Consider the following 6,105-nt stretch of genomic DNA (forward strand, 5'->3'; position numbering starts at 1 on the left):
CAACTCACCACGGAGCCGCTCCACATCCCCCAGCTTCACACCTGAAGAATGCCCACCAACAGGCAAGATCACCCAACGTAACGAAGCACTACTAGTAGAAGTGCCGCAGCCGGGGCCACAGTTGCGACCACGGGGCGGCCGTCCCCGTGCACAGCAGCACCGGCGCGTGCTGCTCCTCGTTCGCCAGCCCGTACCCGTTGTCGACCTCGGCGACCCGGCGGCAGCCGGTGAAGAACCGCTCGACCGCCGGGTACGGCTCCGGGTGGACGAGGACGACCGGGCCGGTCGCCGAGTCCGGCGGCGGGCCCCAGTCGTGGAAGGACATGTGGCCCGAGTACGCGGTCGGCAGCCCGTAGCGGGCACCGTAGCGCACCAGCGCCCCGGCCTCGCCGTAGTCGGTGGCGAACACCACTGCCCGCCCGCGCTGCTCCGGCGGGACGGCCGCCCAGCCCGCCGCGACCGCCGCCGTCAGCTCCGGCCACCCCACCTGCTCGGCGGACTCCGGGTAGAGGGCCGACACCGGCCCGAGCCACCGGGGCGACAGGACGGGCAGCGTGATCAGCGAGTTGACCAGCGCGGCGACCAGCAGCAGCCCCACCAGGCGCACCCGGCCGCGCCGGTGCTCCGGTCCGGGCCGCCACAGCCGCTCGGCGACCGGTTCGCACCCGGCGGCCATCACCAGCAGCAGCGGCGGCAGCGCGTAGTACGGCTTGCCGCCGAGCGCCAGCACCAGGGCGCACAGCACCAGGTACGCGTACCCCAACGGCCTTGCCCAGCGCACCCGTTCGTCGTCGCGCAGGCGGCGGAACCCGGCCAGCCAGACCGGGATCAGCACGGGGGAGAGGTAGACCAGCTGCATCGGGACGAAGGTCAGCCGGTTGGCCAGGCCGTCCTGGTCGCTGATGCCGGAGGCGACGGTGAGCTGCGGCCAGCCGTGCGTCGCCTCCCAGTACAGGTTCGGCGCCGCCACCAGCAGCGCCAGCAGTGCCCCCGCGGGCAGCCACCGGCCGCGCAGCACCGCGCGTGCGTCCGGCCCGCAGCAGGCGACGGCCGGCAGCAGGGCGGCGGCCAGCAGCAGCACCAGGTCCTTGTTCAGCAGGGCGATCCCGCTCACCGCGCCGACCGCGAGCCACCAGCGCCGGTCACCGGTGCGCAGCAGGCGCAGCACCAGCACGCCCAGCACCGTCCAGACGAACAGGTCGAAGCTCGCCGTGCTCAGCATGTGCCCGAGCGCCAGTACCAGCGCCGAGACCGCCGCCCCCGCCGCCGCCAGCACCTGACCGGCCCGCCGCGCCCCCAACTCCCTTGCGGCGAAGGCGATCAGCACGACGGTGGCCGCACCCAGCAGCACCGCGACCGCCCGCAGCCCGGCCGGCCCGTCCCCGAACACGGACGTCGACAGCCGCGCCAGCAGCGGTGTCAGCGGCGGCTGGTCGACGTACCCCCAGGCCAAGTGCCGCCCGGCGGCCATGAAGTACAGCTCGTCCCGGTGGAATCCGTACCGCCCCACCAGGCACGCCTGCAACGCCGTGACCGCGGCCGCCACCCCGAGTACCGGGCCGAGGGCGAAGCGGGGCAAGGCAGTTGGGCGGCCCGGCCCGGAGTCCTCGGCCGCGTTTGAAGTGTTCCCCCCTGTATCCATACGGGGGAGTGTGGCAGCGCGGGCCGTTCGTGCCCATCCGGGTCATCCCTGATCCGGCATCAGGAATCCCCCTAGGGAAGGGCGTTGACGGCAGCGTTCTCCTCCGCCCGGTCGGCGCTCCGGCCCCCGGGGCGGGCCGCCGCCGCCGGCACCGGGCCGACGGTCGGCGCGCAGCACCCCGCCTCCGCCGGGAAGGGGAGCTAGCCTGGGTCCGTGCAGCAGTTCCGCAGGCGCGACCGGCGCCCGCCCCGGCGCGGGGCGGGGGCTGCGGGCCGCCCCGGGTGGGCCGCCGCCCCGGGCGAGCGGGTGGTGCTGGTCGGCCACTTCTCCGCCCGCCGACGGGACTTCGCGGCGGTGATGGCCGCGGCCGCCGCCGCCCTGGAGGCCCGCGGGTTCCGGGTGGTGGACCAACTGGTGCAGCGGCGCGGGGTCTCGGCGGGCGGCGCCCGGAAGATGGCCCTGCCGCACTCGGAGCGCACCCTGCTGAGCGGCGGCAAGGTCCGCGAGGTGGCCCTGGCCTGCGAGCGGACCGGCGCCGCGGCGGCCGTCTTCGTCCCCGCCCTGACCGACCGCCAGCGGCACGCCCTGACCGCCCTGCTGGGCCGCCCCGCGCTCGGCCTGCCCGACCTGCTCCCCGAGGGACTGCCCGCCGTGCCGCCCGCACCGAAGACCCCGGAAGCCCCGGAAGCCCTGGACACCCTGGCGACCGAGGCGCGGCGGGAGGGCGGCGCGGAGATCGACCTGCTGCCGACGGTCGAACTGGCCCGGCTGATGAACGCCGAGGACCGGACGGTCCCGGAGGCGGTGGCCGCGGCCCTCCCGGCGATCGCCGCGGCGGTGGACGCGATCGTCGAACGGATGCGCCGCGGCGGCCGGTTGGTGTACGCCGGGGCCGGCACGGCCGGACGGCTCGGGGTGCTGGACGCGAGCGAGTGCCCGCCGACCTTCGACACCGCGCCCGGCCAGGTGGTCGGGCTGATCGCGGGCGGCCCCGCCGCGCTCACCTCCGCCCTCGAGGGCGCCGAGGACGACCGGGCCGCCGCCGTCGCCGACCTGGCCGCGCTCGACCTGACCGCCGCCGACACCGTGATCGGCGTCTCCGCCTCCGGCCGCACCCCGTACGCGCTGGCCGCCGTCGAGCACGCCCGCGCGCTCGGGGCGCTCACCGTCGCCCTGGTGGGCAACCGGGGCTCCGCGCTCGGGGAGGCGGCCGAGCACCGGATCGAGGTGGTCACCGGGCCCGAACTGCTGGCCGGATCCACCCGGTTGAAGGCCGGGACGGCACAGAAACTGGTGCTCAACACGGTCTCGACGATCGTCATGGTCCGGCTCGGCAAGACCTACGGGGACCTGATGGTCGACCTCCGGGCGACCAACGCCAAGCTGCGCGCCCGCTCCCGCCGGATCGTCGCCGTCGCCACTGGCGCCGCCCCGGCCGACGCGGACGCCGCGCTGGCCGCCACCGGCGGCCGGGCCAAGGACGCGATCCTGCTGCTGCTCGCCGGCGTGGACGCGCCCACCGCCGCCGCCCTGCTGGCGCGCCACGGCGGCGTACTGCGCGACGCCCTGCGCGACGCTCCGCCCGGGACCCTGTGCGAGGCCCCGCCCGGAGCCCCGCCCGGGGCCCCCGGGGACGCCCCGGGCTGAGCGGTCAGAGTTCCTGCTCGGCCCAGATGGTCTTGCCGCGCGGGGTGTGCCGCGTCCCCCAGTTGCGGCACAGCTGGGCCACCAGCAGCAGGCCGCGGCCGCCCTCGTCGTCGTTGTGGGCGCGGCGCAGGTGCGGGGCGGTGCTGCTGCCGTCGGAGACCTCGCAGATCAGCACCCCGCCGTCCCGGATCAGCCGGAAGCCGATCGGCGGCCGCCCGTAGCGGACCGCGTTGGTGATCAGCTCGCTGACCACCAGCTCGGTGACGAAGGACGCCTCCTCGATCCCCCAGTCGGCGAGCTTCGAGGTCGCCAGCTTGCGGGCGCGGGCCACCTCGGACGGGTCGTGGCGCAGCGGCCAGTCGGCGACGTCCTGGGTGTGTAGGCCGTGGGTGCGGGCCAGCAGCAGGGCGACGTCGTCGGTCGGGGCGTCCGGGCCGAGGGTGGTGGAGAGCACCTGGTCGCACAGGTCCTCCAGCGAGCCGGCCGGGGAGGCGAGGGCGGCTCCGAGCCGGCCGAGGCCGAGTTCGGGATCGCCGCGCAACTCGGAGGCGCGCAGCAGGCCGTCCGTGTACAGGGCCAGCACGCTGCCCTCCGGCACCTCCAACTCGGCCGCCTCGAACGGGAGTCCGCCCAGGCCCAGCGGCGGCCCGGCCGGCAGTTCGGGGAAGACCACGCTGTTGTCCGGCCCGACCAGGGCGGGCCCCGGATGCCCGGCCCGGGCCAGCGCGCAGGACCGGGTCACCGGGTCGTACACCGCGTACAGGCAGGTCGCGCCGACGCTGCTGCCGGCCCAGGCGGTGCCGCCCTCGGGCAGCTCGTCCAGATCGACCCGCAGCACCAGGTCGTCGAGATGGGTGAGGAGTTCGTCCGGCGGCATGTCGATGTCGGCCAGCGTGCGCACCGCCGTGCGCAGCCGTCCCATCGCGGCCGAGGCGGGCACGCCGTGGCCCACCACGTCGCCCACCACCAGGGCCACCCGGGCGCCGGACAGCGGGATCACGTCGAACCAGTCGCCGCCGACGCCCTCCCGGCCGCCCGCCGGGAGGTAGCGGAAGGCGACCTCCACGGCGGCCTGCCGGGGCGTCCGGCTGGGCAGCAGGGAACGCTGCAACGCCAGTGCGGTGTCCCGCTGCTGGGTGTACTGGCGGGCGTTGTCGACGGACAGCGCGGCGCGCGCCGTCAGCTCGGTGGCCAGCAGCAGGTCGTCCTCGTCGAACGGATCCGGCGTCCGGTGCCGCAGGAAGATCGCCACGCCGAGCGTCGTCCCGCGCGCGGTCAGCGGCACCAGCAGCGAGGAGTGGATGCCGAACTCCCGCGCCAGCCGCTCCCGTTCGGGCTCCTGGACGAGCCAGGAACGGATCTCCGGATCCCGGTAGTCGGTGCGCAGCGGACGGCCCGAGGCCAGCACCCGGGCCATCGGCGAGTCCGGCGCGATCTCGTCCCCGCGGCCGGCCGCCACCGTGGACTCCGGCACGCCCGGCAGCACCGAGCGCTGCGCGACCCGGTAGAACACCAGCCCGGCGTTCGACGGCGGGCCGCCGCCGAACACCGAATCGAGCAGGTCGACGCCCACGAAGTCCGCGAAGCCCTCGATCGCCACGTCCGCCAACTCCTGTGCGGTGCGCTCCACTTCGAGGGTCGAGCCGATCCGCAGACCGGCCTCGCCGAGCAGCGCGAGCCGCCGCCGGGCCCGTTCCTCCGGGGAGCCCTGCGCGGCGGCCGGGGCGAGGGACGGCAGCGGGGCCGCCTCGGTGGTCAGCGGCCGCAGGGCTTCGGCGGACACCACCCAGGCCGGTTCGCCGCGCGCCGTCCGCACCGGCACCACACCCAGCTCGACCGCCACCGTCTCGTCCTCCGAGCGGCGCAGCCGCACCATCCCGTCGAACGGCCGGTGCCCAACCACCGCGCGCAGCAAGGCGATCGGCAACCGGCCCGCCAGCAGCTCGGCCGCCGGACGCCCGAGCACCCGGCCCGCCCCGAAGCCCGTCAGCCGCTCGGCCGCCGCGGACCAGCCGGTGACCACCCCGCCGCCGTCCACCGTCGCGGTCGCCGCCCGGCCCGGAACCCTAGTCGCCATGTCCGTCGATCCCCTCTCGGAGGCCGCAACCGCCAGGCCGTCCCTCCCAGCATCGCGCCACGGCGTGAGCGCCTCAAACCGCCACGCCGTACGACCGCCGGGCCGGGCCGGTTGACGGACCCCGGCGGTGGGCACGCCAGCGGGTGGAGGACGGACGACGACGGGGGCGGCACACATGGCGGCGACAGCGGACGGATCGTGGGCGGTCACCCTCGACTACTCGCACGACGCGGCGCTCGCCCTCGCCGTCCGTGACGCGCTCGGCCTCGCCGACCCGCTCGGTCTGCCGCCGGTCGACCCGCCGCTCGCCCTCGCGGCCCCCGCCGGCCCCGACCCGTCGCCGCAGTGGCGGGCCTGGTGGGACGACGCGCTGACGGACCACTCCCCGGGCGCGTTCCCACAACTCGACGGCCCGCTGGGGGAGTTCGTCCGGCGGCACGACACCGAACTGCTCACCTGGAGCTCCGCCCGCAAACGGGAGCTGGCCGCACACTCCCGCACCACCCCCGGCCGACCCCGGGCCCACCTGGCCCGCGTGCTGCGCGAACGGGCCGAACGGGCGGGCGTCCGGATCCAGGCGTTCCGGCTGCACGTCCTCGCGCTGCCGGTGGCCGGGCCGCTGTTCCGGCCGGTCCGGGACGGCCTGGCCGTCACCAGCATCGCCCTGGTGGGGGGGGGGGGGGGCGCGCCCCCCCCCCCGCCCGCCCCCCGCCCCGGGGGGGGGGGAAAAAAAAACGGC

4 protein-coding genes are annotated in these 6,105 nt (G+C 76.4%); 2 read left to right on the plus strand and 2 right to left on the minus strand.

Annotated elements, in window-relative coordinates; translation table 11 throughout:
* Positions 1–91: 91 nt before the first annotated feature.
* A complete protein-coding gene (locus tag ACFUEL_RS33020; RefSeq protein WP_380240806.1) occupies positions 92–1,510 on the minus strand; it encodes an ArnT family glycosyltransferase in 1,419 nt (472 codons plus the stop codon).
* A 783-nt stretch (positions 1,511–2,293) separates the two neighbouring features.
* Between ACFUEL_RS33020 and murQ the strand changes: the two genes are divergently transcribed.
* Complete coding sequence (gene murQ / locus ACFUEL_RS33025; protein ID WP_380240812.1) at positions 2,294–3,289, plus strand: N-acetylmuramic acid 6-phosphate etherase; 996 nt, start codon at positions 2,294–2,296, stop codon at positions 3,287–3,289.
* A 4-nt stretch (positions 3,290–3,293) separates the two neighbouring features.
* Here murQ and ACFUEL_RS33030 read toward each other — a convergent pair whose 3' ends face one another.
* Positions 3,294–5,366 carry a SpoIIE family protein phosphatase gene (locus tag ACFUEL_RS33030; protein WP_380240808.1) on the minus strand — a complete coding sequence of 691 codons (2,073 nt, stop codon included), beginning with the start codon at positions 5,364–5,366 and terminating at the stop codon, positions 3,294–3,296.
* Positions 5,367–5,541: 175 nt separating this feature from the next.
* On the opposite strand from ACFUEL_RS33030, the gene ACFUEL_RS33035 reads away from it, so the two are divergent.
* The coding region (locus ACFUEL_RS33035; RefSeq protein ID WP_380240810.1) for a hypothetical protein at positions 5,542–6,105 on the plus strand (564 nt) is incomplete at its 3' end.

Origin of the sequence: Kitasatospora sp. NPDC057198 (assembly GCF_042670125.1) — a bacterium.
Lineage (GTDB): Bacteria > Actinomycetota > Actinomycetes > Streptomycetales > Streptomycetaceae > Kitasatospora.